The organism is Kocuria sp. p3-SID1428 (genome assembly GCF_025149945.1).
Taxonomy (GTDB): Bacteria; Actinomycetota; Actinomycetes; order Actinomycetales; family Micrococcaceae; genus Kocuria.
Window position 1 is genome coordinate 1 of record NZ_JALXVH010000067.1, and the last position, 12,742, is coordinate 12,742.

Annotated in this window: 13 protein-coding genes and 2 tRNA genes; 11 read left to right on the plus strand and 4 right to left on the minus strand. The window is 70.1% G+C overall.

Annotation, left to right across the window (positions count from 1 at the left end):
• The first annotated feature begins 23 nt into the window (after nt 1-23).
• Entirely contained in the window at nt 24-128 is a 105-nt protein-coding gene (locus M3E84_RS11465; RefSeq protein ID WP_259896353.1) for a hypothetical protein, read from the plus strand.
• Nucleotides 125-1,402, plus strand: coding sequence for an MFS transporter (locus tag M3E84_RS11470; RefSeq protein WP_259896342.1), 1,278 nt, complete (start codon nt 125-127; stop codon nt 1,400-1,402). Before M3E84_RS11465 ends, M3E84_RS11470 begins: the two co-directional genes overlap by 4 nt.
• A 98-nt stretch (nt 1,403-1,500) precedes the next feature.
• On the opposite strand, the gene M3E84_RS11475 is transcribed toward M3E84_RS11470, so the two are convergent.
• Nucleotides 1,501-2,349, minus strand: a complete 849-nt coding sequence (locus M3E84_RS11475) for an acyl-CoA thioesterase II (RefSeq protein WP_259896354.1) — start codon at nt 2,347-2,349, stop codon at nt 1,501-1,503.
• A gap of 204 nt (nt 2,350-2,553) precedes the next feature.
• Between M3E84_RS11475 and M3E84_RS11480 the strand changes: the two genes are divergently transcribed.
• Together M3E84_RS11480 and M3E84_RS11485 are read left to right on the plus strand one after the other, a co-directional pair.
• Nucleotides 2,554-3,060 carry a thioesterase family protein gene (locus M3E84_RS11480; protein WP_259896344.1) on the plus strand — a complete coding sequence of 169 codons (507 nt, stop codon included), beginning with the start codon at nt 2,554-2,556 and terminating at the stop codon, nt 3,058-3,060.
• Between the two features lies 1 nt (nt 3,061).
• Entirely contained in the window at nt 3,062-3,727 is a 666-nt protein-coding gene (locus M3E84_RS11485; protein WP_259896345.1) for a hypothetical protein, read from the plus strand.
• A 6-nt stretch (nt 3,728-3,733) separates the two neighbouring features.
• Here the strand turns inward: M3E84_RS11485 and M3E84_RS11490 are convergent, their stop codons facing one another.
• Nucleotides 3,734-4,390: a globin gene (locus M3E84_RS11490; protein WP_396415620.1), complete on the minus strand. Its 657-nt coding sequence runs from the start codon at nt 4,388-4,390 to the stop codon at nt 3,734-3,736.
• A gap of 80 nt (nt 4,391-4,470) precedes the next feature.
• On the minus strand, nt 4,471-7,116 hold the full coding sequence (pepN, locus tag M3E84_RS11495) for an aminopeptidase N (protein WP_259896346.1): 2,646 nt from the start codon (nt 7,114-7,116) through the stop codon (nt 4,471-4,473).
• A gap of 196 nt (nt 7,117-7,312) precedes the next feature.
• On the opposite strand from pepN, the gene M3E84_RS11500 reads away from it, so the two are divergent.
• Both M3E84_RS11500 and M3E84_RS11505 read left to right on the plus strand, forming a co-directional pair.
• Nucleotides 7,313-7,822: a ribose-5-phosphate isomerase gene (locus M3E84_RS11500; RefSeq protein WP_259896348.1), complete on the plus strand. Its 510-nt coding sequence runs from the start codon at nt 7,313-7,315 to the stop codon at nt 7,820-7,822.
• 4 nt (nt 7,823-7,826) lie between these two features.
• Nucleotides 7,827-8,762, plus strand: coding sequence for an Fpg/Nei family DNA glycosylase (locus M3E84_RS11505; protein ID WP_259896349.1), 936 nt, complete (start codon nt 7,827-7,829; stop codon nt 8,760-8,762).
• Between the two features lie 206 nt (nt 8,763-8,968).
• Here M3E84_RS11505 and M3E84_RS11510 read toward each other — a convergent pair.
• A tRNA-Gly gene (locus M3E84_RS11510) sits at nt 8,969-9,039 on the minus strand.
• Between the two features lie 234 nt (nt 9,040-9,273).
• Between M3E84_RS11510 and M3E84_RS11515 the strand changes: the two genes are divergently transcribed.
• From M3E84_RS11515 to M3E84_RS11535, 5 genes are all read left to right on the plus strand, one after another.
• Nucleotides 9,274-9,346: transfer RNA gene (locus M3E84_RS11515), tRNA-Pro, on the plus strand.
• A 131-nt stretch (nt 9,347-9,477) separates the two neighbouring features.
• Nucleotides 9,478-10,851, plus strand: coding sequence for a trigger factor (tig, locus tag M3E84_RS11520; protein ID WP_259896350.1), 1,374 nt, complete (start codon nt 9,478-9,480; stop codon nt 10,849-10,851).
• 199 nt (nt 10,852-11,050) lie between these two features.
• A complete protein-coding gene (locus tag M3E84_RS11525) occupies nt 11,051-11,221 on the plus strand; it encodes a hypothetical protein (RefSeq protein WP_259896351.1) in 171 nt (56 codons plus the stop codon).
• A gap of 158 nt (nt 11,222-11,379) precedes the next feature.
• Nucleotides 11,380-12,009, plus strand: a complete 630-nt coding sequence (locus M3E84_RS11530; RefSeq protein WP_259896352.1) for a ClpP family protease — start codon at nt 11,380-11,382, stop codon at nt 12,007-12,009.
• A 50-nt stretch (nt 12,010-12,059) separates the two neighbouring features.
• Nucleotides 12,060-12,742: ATP-dependent Clp protease proteolytic subunit (locus M3E84_RS11535; protein ID WP_259907346.1), on the plus strand; the 683-nt coding region annotated here is incomplete at its 3' end.

Genomic DNA, 12,742 nt, shown 5'->3' on the forward strand with positions numbered 1-12,742 from the left:
CGAGCCCTCAGGATCGGTACTGGATCGCGCTCGAAGCGGCCGACACGCGAGCGCTGTCCGCGGTGCTGCGATCCCACGGCGTGGGCCGCGAGGCCATCGAGGCCACGGCATATTGGAGGAGCGCATGAGCCGGGCGAGGACCGCGAGCACCCCGAGGGCCTCCGTCGCGCGGCCGCACGTGGCTGCCGGGCTGTGGAGCCTGCTCTGGGCGCTGTACACCACCCAGTTCATCGGGGCGTCGTTCATCAGCACCGGCCTCACCGGGATCCTGCGCAGCGGCGGGGTGGACCTGGCGATGCTGGGCCTGCTCCAGCTGCTCGGGCTGATCTGGCCGCTGAAGATCCTGTGGGCGCCGCTCGTGGACCGCTGGAGCCCCGCACGAGCGGCGGGCCATCATCGAGCCTGGCTGATCATGCTGCAGTCGCTGATGGTCCTCAGCCTCCTGGGCCTGGCGCTGCTCGTCGACCCGGTCGCCCAGCTGGGCCCGGTGGCCGTGCTCGCCGGGCTGTTCGTGCTGTTCTCCGCCACGCAGGACATCGCTGCCGACGCGCTGTCCGTGCGTCAGCTGCCCGAGGACAGCCACGACGACGGCGCCGGCGTCCAGGTGGCCGCCAGCTACGTCGGCACGGTGATCGGCGGCGGGCTGGCGCTGGTCGTGCACGACCAGTGGGGCTGGCGCGCGGCCGTCGTGCTGCTGGTGCTGTGCACGGCTGCGGCCATGATCCCCGTGCTGCGCTGCCGGGAGCCGGAGCGCGAGGACCTCGCGCACGTCCGGCTGCGCCTGCGCGATGTCGTGGGCGTGCTGGCACAGCCGGGAGCCCGGCTGTGGGGCCTGGGCGCCATCCCGCTGGTGGCCATGGGCTCGGCGGGCATGTGGTCGCTGGTGACCCCCATCCTCACCGACGCAGGCTGGTCGCTGAGCCGGATCGGACTCACCACCTCCGTGCTGGCCTCGATCCCGGCCCTGAGTGCCGGCCTGCTGGCCGGGCGCCTGATGGGCCGATGGGGTCGGGCTCCGATCATGGGCCTGGGGGCGGGCGTCCAGCTGCTGGGCGGTCTGCTCCTGCTGCCGCTCGTGCTGGGCTCAGGCGCCTCCGCGACCGCGGGGGCGGCAGCCGTCCTCGGCGCCTGCCTGATCCTGGCGGGCTACACCATGGCGAACACCGGCATGTACGCCGTCAACCTGGATCTCTCGCGCCCCGATCACGCCGGGACCGACTTCACGCTGCTGAGCAGCCTCAACATGCTGGCCGGGACGATCGGGGCCTGGGCCGGACTCACGGTCGCAGCGTTCACCGGCTACCCGATCTCCCTGCTCCTCGGCCTGGTTGTGGCCGCCGCCGGGATCCTCACCGCACAGCGGCATCAGCGGGTCTGGGGTCGAGCGCCAGCCCGCGTCTGAGCTCCCGTCTCCGGTATGGGCATCGACGCAGGATCCGAGCGGATGCCGCCAGCCGAGTCGCGGCCGGCGAGCATCCGCTCCTTCCGCAGCCCTCGTCCTCAGTCCGCGAACTCGGGCAGGCGCATCATGCCCTCCTGCATGGTGGTGGCCACCAGGTTCCCATCGCGGTCGAACATGCGGCCCTCACCGAGCGCACGGGCTCCGGAGGCCGACGGCGAGCTCTGCACGTACAGCAGCCATTCGTCGGCGCGAGCCGGGCGGTGCCACCACATGGCGTGATCCAGCGAGGCCACGGACATCCCCTTCTGGGTCCACACCCGGCCGTGGCGGCGCAGCGCCGGCTCCAGCATCACGTAGTCGGAGACATAGGCCAGCGCTGCCTGGTGCAGCTGAGGGTCATCGGGCAGACGGCTGTGCGTGCGCACCCACACCGCGTTGAACGGCTGGCGGTCCTCGTCCGGGGCCAGGTACAGGGGCTGGGTGATGTAGCGGATGTCGAACGGACGCTCGATCACTGAGCGCGCCGCCGACAGCGGCACGCCCTCGAGCAGCGTCTCGGCGGTGGGCAGGGACTCCGGATCCGGCATGCCCTGCGGCATCCGGTCCTGGTGCTCCAGACCCTCGGCGGGCTCCTGGAACGAGCAGATCCCGGAGAAGATCGTGCTGCCGGACTGGTAGGCGTGCACGCGCCGGGTGGAGAAGGAGCGGCCGTCGCGCATGCGCTCCACACCGAAGGTGATCGGCTGGGTGATGTCGCCGGCGCGCAGGAAGTAGGCGTGCATCGAGTGGATGCGCCGCGACGGCTCCTCGACCGTTCTCCCCGCCGCGATCACGGACTGCGCCAGCACCTGGCCGCCGTAGACGGCCCGGCGCATGGCCGACAGGGTGCGCCCCACGAAGATGTCCTCGTGCGTGCGGGCACCGCCTCCGTCGGCCAGCTGGAGCATGTCGATCAGATCCTGTGTGCGCTGGGCGGGATCCTTGGCGGGCTCCTCCTGGGCCGAGGACCGCTGCGTCGGGAAGGACTGGGGTGCCGCGGAGGAGGGGCGGGCGGGCTCATCGGGGTTCTGGCTCATGGGCCCAACTCTAGAGGCGCGGGGCTGCGCAGCGGGTGCAGCGGCGACGTCAGGCCCGTGTGCTTCCATGGGGGAATGAGCACCCTGAGGATCCCCGTGCAGATGCGCTTCGGCGACATCGACTCCTACGGCCACGCGAACAACGTCATCCAGCTGCAGTACCTCGAGGACGCCAGGATCCGCCTGAGCGAGACCACGCTCGAGGGCGTCCCCGGAGTGCCGCAGGACGTCACGTTCCGGGAGCTCGTGGGCCAGCGCCTCACCGTGATCGGGCGCCAGGAGGTCGAGTACCTGGCGCAGCTGCACTACCGCACCGATGACATCGAGGTGGAGGTGTGGGCCTCCCACATCGGCACGAGCTCCTACGTGCTGAACTACCGGCTCCAGGAGCCGGGCGGCGGGACGGTCTTCGCGATCGCCCAGTCCACGACTGTCGAGATCGACGCTCGGACCGGGCGCCCGGAGGCCTTCGGACCCGAGCAGCGCGCCTTCCTGGAGCACTACAGCCAGGAGCCGATCGCCTTCCGCCGGCGTCCCTGCGAGTCTGCGGCCGGCGATCCTTCGGACACGGGGGAGGCCTGAGATGGGACGATCCCTGCGCCTGCAGGACCGGGAGTCCGTCGAGGACGTCGGCACGTACCTGAGCCGTGCTCGGGCCGTGGACGCGGACGGAGCCGTGCGCTTCCAGGCCGTCGGCGGCGCGGTGGGGATCTGGACCTGCGCCCTGGCCAAGCAGGGGCTTCTGGATTCCACCCCCACGGTGCTCGGCCTGCGCACCGCGGGACTGGCCGAGGCCTCCGAGCTCGATGTCGTGGTGTCGTTGGGCGGCGTGCTGGACCGGATCCCGCGAGCCGATCGCGACGACACCCTGCTGGGCCTGCCTCCCCACGACAGCCACGCGGCATGGGCCGGGATCTCACCGTCGCTGTCGGGCTGGGAGACCGTCGCCCACGTCCCGGCCGTCGAACTCGTGCGCGCGGCCCGCGACGGCATCGAAGAGGTCGCCCGCACCGTGCCCACGGACTCCGGGCAGGAGATCGTCGACCGCGTGCGCTCGCAGATCTGGGGTCGCATCTCGGGATGGGGGAGGACACCCGGTCAGGCCGCGGACGTCCCCGACGGAGCCGCCTTCGCCGCCTGGTCGCTGGGCTTCCTGCGCGCCGACGACACGTCGGAGATCCCGGTGGCCGTGCACGGGCCCTGGGCGCGGCTGGCGTGCCCTGGCGGGTTCGTGCTCATCCGCCGCTGAGGATGATCAGCCGGGGCTGTTGACGAGCGAATGCGCGGCGCGCTCCAGGTAGTCCCACAGGATGCCCTCGTGCATGGGGGACAGCTCCAGCGTCTCCACCGCGGCGCGCATGTGCTTCAGCCAGGTGTCACGGGCCCACGTGTCCACGGTGAACGGCATGTGCCGCATGCGCAGGCGCGGGTGGCCGCGCTCCTCGGAATACGTCGTCGGCCCTCCCCAGTACTGCTCGAGAAACATCCGCAGCCGGCGCTCCGCAGGGCCCAGATCCTGCTCCGGGTACATCGCGCGGAAGCGCTCGTCCTCGGCCACCCGTGCGTAGAACTCGCGGGTGAGCTTGGCGAAGGTCTCGTGACCGCCGATCTCGTCGTAGAACGACGAGCTGCGTGAGGCTTCGGCGCCCTGGGCGCCGGAGCCCGAGTCGGCGCCGTTGCCCGCGCTGCGCTGCGGGCGGCGCATGGCCGACAGCGGGCGGCCCACCGGGATCAGCCGCGCATCGGCCGGGGCCTCCGGTGCTGCGGGCTGCTGCGCGGGATCGGGCACGGGCGCCGACTCGCTCGGCGCCTGACCGGGCGATGCTCCGCCCGTGGCTGGCAGCCGGGCCGCATCGCCCGTCGAGGCATCCTCACGGGTCGCGGAGTCTCGGGGTGCGCTGGGCTCGGGCATGCTGGCCTCCTCGGGGTCGCCGGATTCGGGGTCCTGTGCTGCAGGGCGCTGTGCTGCGGACAGCGTCGGGTCGGGACGCGTCATTCCATGGTGGTGCGCGGCTGCGGCGTGCGCTTGGCGGCCTCGGCATCTGCCAGGGCCGTGAGATCCGGCTCGTGCACGCCGGGGGAGGCCGGGTGGGCGACGTCGACCTGCTGGGCCGCGACCGCGCGGACCACGCGGTTGCGCCCCTCGAGGGCCAGGCGGCGCAGGCCGTTGAGATCCGCGGGGATCTGGGCGATGAAGGCATCGGCGGCATCCACCGTGGCCTGGACCGGGGTGCGCGGGAACAGGCCCACAGCGATCTGCTCGGCGAGCTCGTGGGAGCGCGTGCGGTAGATGTCGGTGACCTGCTCGAAGTACTTCCGCGTGTACGGGGCGAGCAGCTGCGGATCCGGGGTCTTGCGGAACCCGGCGATCGCGGCGGCCTGCAGCGAGTTGGGCATGGTGCCCTCCTCGACGACGGCCCGCCAGGTCTCGGCCTTGGCCTCCGGCGTGGGGATCGCGGCCCGGGCCGAGGAGGCGGAGATCGCCCCGTGCTCGGTGTTGTCCGCCTGCAGGGCAGCGTCGATGTCCTCGGTGCCGGCACGACCGCCCGCTGCCAGGCTGATCAGCAGCGACCAGCTCAGGTCGTCGTCGATCTCCAGGCCCTCGAGTCGGATCTCGCCCGAGCGCAGCTGCTGGACCCGGTCCAGGTGCTCGGCCGAAGCGGCGCGACGGGCGAAGGCACTGACGAACTGCAGCTGGTGATCCGAACCCGGTGCGGCCTGCTCGGCCAGTGCCCAGAGGCGGGCGGCGGCATCGTGATCGGTGGACCGGCGGGGCTCCGGGGCCACGTAGGAGTCCAGGACCTGATCCAGCCGGCGCAGCTGCAGGTTCACGGTGGTGGAGTCCGATTCCTGACCGATGTTGTTCAGCACGGTGTCCACGTACGCGCGGGCCGGTGTGACGCCGTCGTGCACGCCGTCCCATGCGGCCTGCCACACGAGGGCGCGCGGCAGCGAGTCCGCGAAGTCCTTGAGGTGCTCGGCGGCGGTGTCCTGCGAGCACTCGTCCAGGCGGATCTTGGCGTAGGCCAGGTCGTCGTCGTTGAGCAGGATCAGGTCGGGCGCCTCGCGTCCCACAAGCTCGGGGACCTCTGTGAGGGCGCCGTCGATGTCGAGCTCGTGGCGGTGGGTGCGCTGCAGCAGCCCGGTCGCGGAGTCGACGTCGTAGAAGCCGACAGCCAGCCGGTGCGGGCGCAGCGTGGGCAGGTGCTCGGGAGCGGTCTGCTCGATCGCGAACGAGGTGATGATGCTGTCGTCGTCGCGCTCGACCCGCGGGATCAGGGTGTTGACCCCGGCGGTCTCGAGCCAGCGCTGGGACCAGTCCTTGAGATCGCGACCGGAGGCCTTCTCGAGCTCGACCAGCAGGTCCTTCAGCTCGGCATTGGCCCAGCCGTGGGCCTGGAAGTAGGTGCGCAGCCCGGCCATGAACTCCGGCTGGCCCACCCAGGCCACGAGCTGCTTGAGCACGGAGGCGCCCTTGGCGTAGGTGATGCCGTCGAAATTGACGAGCACGTCCTCCAGATCGGCGATCTCGGCCTTGATCGGGTGCGTGGTGGGCAGCTGGTCCTGCTCGAAGCCCCACGACTTCTCCCCGGAGGCGAAGATCGTCCAGGCGCCCTCCACATCCGTGGCCTGTGCGGAGGCCAGGGTCGAGGCGTACTCGGCGAAGGACTCGTTGAGCCACAGGTCGTTCCACCAGCGCATGGTCACGAGATTGCCGAACCACATGTGCGCCAGCTCATGCAGGATCGTGATGACGCGGCGGTCGCGGCGGGCCTGCGTCGGCTTGGAGCGGAAGACGTAGGACTCCACGAAGGTCACAGCGCCCGCGTTCTCCATGGCCCCGGCGTTGAACTGCGGGACGTAGAGCTGGTCGTACTTCTCGAACGGGTATGGGGTCCCGAACTGGGCCTCGTAGAACTCGAAGCCCTGACGGGTGATGCGGAACATCTCCTCCGCGTCCACATGGGCCATCAGCGACTTGCGGGCGAAGACGCCCAGCGGGATCGTGCGGCCGTCGCTGGAGCTCAGCTCGGAGCGCACGACCTCGTACGGCCCTGCCACCAGCGCGGTGATGTACGGCGGCAGCACGGGGGTGGGGGAGAAGTGCCAGGTGGCGTTCTCGCCTGCGACGACGGGCTCCGGCGTGGGCTGATTCGACACGACCTGCCAGTGCGCCGGGGCGGTCACGGTGAAGGTGAACCTGGACTTGAGATCCGGCTGCTCGAACACCGGGAACATGCGTCGCGTGTCGGCGACCTCGAACTGCGAGTAGAGGTAGACCTCGCCGTCGGCGGGATCCACGAAGCGGTGCAGGCCCTCGCCGGTGTTCGTGTACTCCATGGTGGAGGCGATGACGAGCTCGTTGTCCTCGGCGAGCTCCGGCAGCTGGATGCGCACGCCGTCGGAGACCTCCTGGGGGTCCAGCTCCCGGCCGTTGAGGCGCACGGAGGACACGGAGGCCGTGAAGGCGTCGATGAACGTGCCCTCTCCCGGACGCGACGACGTGAAGCGGATCCGAGTGAAGGCCTCGAAGGTCTCCTCCCCGGTGGTCAGGTCCAGCACGACGTCGTAGGAGGCGACCTCGAGGGCGGCGGCGCGCTCAGCGGCCTCCTCGCGGGTCAGGTTCTTTCCGGGCACGGTGGGTCCTTTCCGGACGGTTCATCTTTGCGGGGCGGCTCATCGGCGCATCGTCGCGCTGACTGGGGGCAGGGCCTCCCGGGCGTTCTGCCCATGATGCCATGCACCTGGCTCGTCCGCGCGGGCGATTAGGCTGGAGGCCGCATCTGAAGGCGCCGTCTGAGCGCCCGTCGAGAACTCGAGGAGCTGAAGCACCATGCGCGTGCATATCGCCACGGATCATGCCGGAATGGAGCTGTCCCAGTACCTGGTCCAGCAGCTCTCGCAGCGCGGGTTCGAGCTGATCGACCATGGCCCCGAGGTCTACGACGCCCTCGACGACTACCCGTCCTTCTGCATCCACGCCGCCCAGGCCGTGCTCGAGGACCGCGCGGCCGGTCTCGATTCTCTGGGCATCGTGCTGGGCGGGTCCGGCAACGGGGAGCAGATCGCCGCGAACAAGGTCCCGGGGATCCGCGCCGCCCTGGCCTGGTCGCTCGACACCGCCAAGCTCGCGCGGCAGCACAATGACGCACAGGTCATCGCCCTCGGCGGGCGCCAGCACAGCGCCGAGGAGGGGCTCGAGATCGTGCTCGCCTTCCTGGAGGAGCCCTTCTCCGGCGACGAGCGCCATGTGCGCCGCATCGCTCAGATCGAGGAGTTCGAGCGCACCGGCGCGGTGGTCGGTCGCCTCGAGCAGATCACCGCCCGCCCGTTCCAGGGCTGAGGCCATGCCGGAGGGCCATTCTGTCCACCGCCTGGCCGCTCAGCTCGGCGACGTCTTCGGCGGGCAGGCTCTGGTCGTGTCCAGTCCGCAGGGTCGCCTCTCCGACGGCGCGGCCATGCTCGACGGCCGGCGGCTGGTGTCCTCGCGCGCTCACGGCAAGCAGCTGTTCCTGGAGCTGGCGGCCCCGGATGATCCCTCCGACACCCTGATCCTGCGATCGCACCTGGGGATCTACGGCGCCTGGAGCTTCGCCGGCGACGCCGAGTTCTCGGCCGCTTCGAGCATCGGTGCGCCGAGGCGATCGGGGGAGCGCGAGTCCGGCGAATCCTTGCAGGCGGTGGAGCACGACGACGACGGCCGCGTGATCCCGGAAGAGCCCGTGGGTGCGGTGCGCGTGCGCCTGGTCGGAGAGCACGGCTGGGCCGATCTGCGCGGGCCCGCGCTGTGCGCGGTGGAGACCCCCGCCGAGGCGGACGCGGCAGAGGCCAAGCTCGGCCCCGATCCGCTGGATCCCGCGACCGACCCGGCGGTGTTCTGCGAGCGCGCGGCCCGCAGCCGTCGTCCGATCGCGGTGCTGCTCATGGAGCAGTCGATCATCTCCGGGGTCGGCAACATCTTCCGCGCGGAATCGCTGTTCCGGCAGGGCGTGGACCCGTTCCTGCCGGGAGCCTCGGCATCCCGGGACGTGCTCCGTGCGCTGTGGGACGAGAACGTCCAGCTCATGCGCATCGGGGTGCGGCTCGGGCGGATCATCACCACCGATCCTCAGGACCGCTCGGGCATCCCCGAGGAGGAGGCCTGGCCCGAGAATGCCAATTACGTCTACGGCCGAGCCGGCCTGCCCTGCCGTCGCTGCGGCACGACGGTGCAGCGCCAGCAGCTGGCCGGGCGCGCGCTGTTCTGGTGCCCGAGCTGCCAGCCACCGGTCTCACCCCGCTGAGGTCGCAGCAGCGCACGCGATCGACGCTGATCAGGTGCCGAAGTGCGGCCTGGACCACCGGTACGAGTGTGCGGTGCCGTCTCCTCGTGAGTTGGCGACAGATCTGCGCCTCCTCAGCGCTGAGGGGCTGCAGATCTGTCACCAGCCGGCAGAGCGACGACTAGGGCTCCGGCGATCTGCTGATCGCCGGGGCCCTCGATTCTGTGAGGGGATGACGGGAATCGAACCCGCGTAATCTGTTTGGAAGACAGAGGCTCTACCATTGAGCTACATCCCCGCGCATGCGTCGACGGCAGCGGATCCGACGAGCACGAGCGACGATGAAACTACCCCACGCGCCCAGCCTCGGCAAACCGCGGGGAGTCCCTGTGGGTGCGGCATGGCGGTGCGTGCGGCTAGACTCGTGCGATGTCCGTGCCCAGGCGCGGGCACCGCGGACGGTCAGCGGACCCCGCAGCGTGTGCCTCCGGCTTCCGGCCGGATCCCTCCGACTGCGCGGCCCGCACGCCCACGGGGTGTAGCGCAGTGGCTAGCGCGCCTGCTTTGGGAGCAGGAGATCGCAGGTTCGAGTCCTGTCACCCCGACGCCTGTCCCCGTCGTCGCGCTGAGCGCGTCGCTCGGGGGCGCCGTCCGTGCCTGCGGCCCAGTGACGGACCGCAGGCCGAGCAGACATCGCATCATCACCGATCCGAATCCACTGAGGAGTGCATCGCCAGTGCAGAGCACCGTCGAGAAAGTCAGCCCCACCCAGGCCAAGATCGAGCTGGAGATCCCGTTCGCGGAGCTCAAGCCGTACCTCGATCGCACCTACAAGTCCCTGGCTGATCAGATCCAGGTGCCGGGCTTCCGGAAGGGCAAGGTCCCCTCGAAGCTGATCGAGCAGCGCGTGGGCTACGACTTCGTCGTGGAGAACGCCCTCCAGGAGGGCATGGACTCCTTCTTCCAGCAGGCGCTGGCGGAGCAGGAGCTCACCCCGATCGCCCAGCCCAAGCTCGAGGTCACCCAGCAGCCCTCCTCCGAGAACCGTGAGGCCGACGTCAAGGCGACCGTCGAGGTCACCGTGCGCCCGGAGATCGAGCTGCCCGAGTACAAGGGCCTGACCGTCGAGGTCGAGGCGCGCGACGCCGAGGACGCCGATGAGACCGAGGGCCTCGACGAGCTGCGCGGGCGCTTCGGCACCCTGGAGGCCGTCGATCGCCCGGCCGCCGACGGTGATTTCGTGACCCTGGACCTGCAGGCCCTGGTCGACGGCGAGGAGGTCGACGCCGCGAACGATCTGTCGTACCAGATCGGCTCCGGCAACATGCTCGAGGGCATGGACGAGGCCATCCTGGGCCTGTCCGCCGACGAGGACGCCACGTTCGAGACCAAGCTGGCCGGCGGCGAGCACTCCGGCGAGGACGCCACCGTCAAGGTCAAGGTCACCGCGGTCAAGGAGCGCGAGCTGCCCGAGGCTGACGACGACTTCGCCCAAATGGCCTCCGAGTTCGACACCATCGAGGAGCTGCGCGCCGACCTGAAGAAGCAGGCCGCCGACTCCGTGGTCGCCGAGCAGGGCATCGAGGCCCGCGACAAGGTCCTGGACCAGCTCGTCGAGCTCGTCGAGATCGAGGTCCCGGAGTCGATCATCGAGGACCAGCTCGAGCAGCACTTCAACAACCCCAACGCCGAGGCCGATCACGACACCCCGGAGCACCGCGAGGAGGTCCGCGACAACGCCCGGGCCGCGTTCCGCAACGAGATCGTCCTGGACGCTGTCGCCGACGCCGAGGAGATCGGCGTGGAGCAGTCCGAGCTGATCGACTACATCGTCACCACCTCGCAGCAGTACGGCATGGACCCGAACCAGTTCGCCCAGATGCTCGACGGCTCCGGCCAGGCCGGGATGATGGTCGGCGAGGTCCGTCGTCGCAAGGCTCTTGCCAAGGTCCTGGAGTACGCGACCGTCTCCGACTCGAACGGCAAGCCGGTCGACCTGTCGGAGTTCGTCAAGCCTGCCAACGAGACCGCAGAGGAGGCCTCCGAGGCCGCCGCCTCGGACGCGGCGGTCGAGGCCGACGAGATCGTCGAGCCGAACGACGGCAAGTGATCCGATCCCGGTGAGCGCCTCCCGAGGGAGGCCCGCCCCGGGCTCAACATGCGGCGCCCCGTCCGATCGGACGGGGCGCTGTCGTCGTCGAGGGGGCCTGGGAACGGAGCCGCGCGGTCCTACCATGCGGAGCAGTGGTTGATAGCGTCGTGCGCGGCATCCCGCGCCTCCGGCCGCCCGATCCGATGAGGAGCATCCCGTGCGAACCTCCCTGAGCACCGTCCTGACCGCCGCCTTCCTGGCGATCATGCTGTTCTTCGTCTTCGGGCGCTTCATGGACCCGTACATCGCAGCGGTGGTCGCCGTGGTGTTCGGAGGGTCCATGGCCGCGATCCTCGAACCCGATCGGCAGGACGACGACTGCGAGTGAGCGCCTCGAGGCTTCCGCCCCTTCGTCGAAGAAGCGCCGGGAGCACGACGGGCCCGCGACAGCCAACAGCGAACACCGCCGCCGAGCTCCCCGCGCGGACCCGCCGCCGGATTAGTGTCGGAGGCAATCAGAACGACCCCCGACAAGAGGACGCACCCATGACTTCGTCGCAGCCGCGAATGGAGACCACGACGGGCCCCATGGGCCAGGACGACTACGTCTACAACCGCCTGCTCCGCGAGCGCATCATCTGGCTCGGCTCGCAGGTCGAGGACCGCAACGCGAACCTGATCTGCTCGCAGATGCTCCTGCTGTCCGCGGAGGACCCCGAGGCGGACATCTACCTCTACATCAACTCCCCGGGCGGCTCGGTGACCGCCGGCATGGCGATCTACGACACCATGCAGCTCATCCCGAACGACGTCGTGACCGTGGCCACCGGCCTGGCCGCGTCCATGGGGCAGTTCCTGCTGTCGTCGGGCACGCCCGGCAAGCGCTACGCCACGCCGAACACCCGCATCCTCATGCACCAGCCCTCCGGCGGCATGGGCGGCACGGCCTCGGACGTGCGCGTGCAGGCCGAGCTGATCATGGACATGAAGAAGCGCCTGGCGCAGCTGACGGCCGAGCAGACGGGTCAGAGCATCGAGAAGATCCTCGAGGACAACGACCGCGACAACTGGTTCACCGCCGAGCGCGGCCTGGAGTACGGCTTCTTCGATCACATCGCCGCGAACGCCTCGGGAGTCTCCGGGGGCGGGGGCACCCGCAAGGACACCGAGTCCTGAGTCCGCTGAACCCTCTCGCTGATCTTCCGAAGGAACCGAGGATGACTTCCATGCACAACCACCAGGCCATGGCCGCCCACGGCGCCGGCTCCACCGCTTCCCACATGCCCTCCTCCCGCTATGTCCTGCCGGACTTCGAGGAGCGCACCCCCTACGGCTACCGCCGTCAGAACCCGTACACCAAGCTGTTCGAGGACCGCATCGTCTTCCTGGGCGTCCAGGTCGACGACGCCTCCGCCGACGACGTCATGGCGCAGCTGCTGGTGCTCGAGGCCCAGGACTCGGACCGCGACATCACCATGTACATCAACTCTCCGGGCGGTTCGTTCACGGCCATGACGGCCATCTACGACACCATGCAGTTCATCCGCCCCGAGATCCAGACCGTGTGCCTGGGTCAGGCCGCCTCGGCGGCCTCGGTCCTGCTGGCCGCCGGCACCCCGGGCAAGCGCCTGGCGCTGCCGAACGCCCGCGTGCTGATCCACCAGCCGGCCATGCAGGGCCAGGGCGGGGGCCAGGCCTCGGACATCGAGATCCAGGCCAACGAGATCGTGCGCATGCGCTCGTGGCTCGAGGACACCATGGCGGTGCACACCGGCAAGTCCTCCGAGCAGATCAACCGCGACATCGAGCGCGACAAGATCCTCACGGCCGCAGAGGCCAAGGACTACGGGATCGTGGATCACGTCCTGGAGTCGCGCAAGGCGGTCAAGCCCAAGACCGTCACCCCGTG

Excerpts from the sequence above, each read along its gene's own strand:
- M3E84_RS11490 (WP_396415620.1), bottom strand. The coding sequence starts at position 4,390 with ATGCCCGAGCCCAGCGCACCCCGAGACTCCGCGACCCGTGAGGATGCC.
- M3E84_RS11475 (WP_259896354.1), bottom strand. The coding sequence starts at position 2,349 with ATGCTCCAGCTGGCCGACGGAGGCGGTGCCCGCACGCACGAGGACATC.
- M3E84_RS11500 (WP_259896348.1), top strand. The coding sequence starts at position 7,313 with ATGCGCGTGCATATCGCCACGGATCATGCCGGAATGGAGCTGTCCCAG.
- M3E84_RS11530 (WP_259896352.1), top strand. The coding sequence starts at position 11,380 with ATGACTTCGTCGCAGCCGCGAATGGAGACCACGACGGGCCCCATGGGC.
- M3E84_RS11470 (WP_259896342.1), top strand. The coding sequence starts at position 125 with ATGAGCCGGGCGAGGACCGCGAGCACCCCGAGGGCCTCCGTCGCGCGG.
- M3E84_RS11480 (WP_259896344.1), top strand. The coding sequence starts at position 2,554 with ATGAGCACCCTGAGGATCCCCGTGCAGATGCGCTTCGGCGACATCGAC.
- M3E84_RS11485 (WP_259896345.1), top strand. The coding sequence starts at position 3,062 with ATGGGACGATCCCTGCGCCTGCAGGACCGGGAGTCCGTCGAGGACGTC.
- M3E84_RS11505 (WP_259896349.1), top strand. The coding sequence starts at position 7,827 with ATGCCGGAGGGCCATTCTGTCCACCGCCTGGCCGCTCAGCTCGGCGAC.